A 235-nucleotide genomic window follows, 5' to 3' on the forward strand; every position below is an offset into this window, starting at 1 on the left:
ATGTTCGGCAAATGCTTTTGGTGTCTGATAGCCAAGCGCCGAATGTGGTCTTGTTTCGTTGAAGTCATCCGCCCAGGCCCGGATCACGGCGCGGGCGTGTGCCATGTTCCGGAACATGGTCTCGTTCAGGAGCTCGTCGCGCATGCGCCCGTTGAAGCTTTCCACGAAGCCGTTCTGCATGGGCTTGCCCGGCGCGATGTAATGCCATTCGATCTTGCGCTCCGTGGCAAAGGTT

1 protein-coding gene is annotated in these 235 nt (G+C 58.3%); it reads right to left on the reverse strand.

Translation table 11 applies throughout. The annotated features are described in order from the left end of the window. The coding region (locus ACH107_RS34025) for an integrase core domain-containing protein (RefSeq protein WP_412509952.1) at positions 1–235 on the reverse strand (235 nt) is incomplete at both ends.

It is taken from the genome of Roseovarius halophilus (ex Wu et al. 2025) (genome assembly GCF_047086965.1).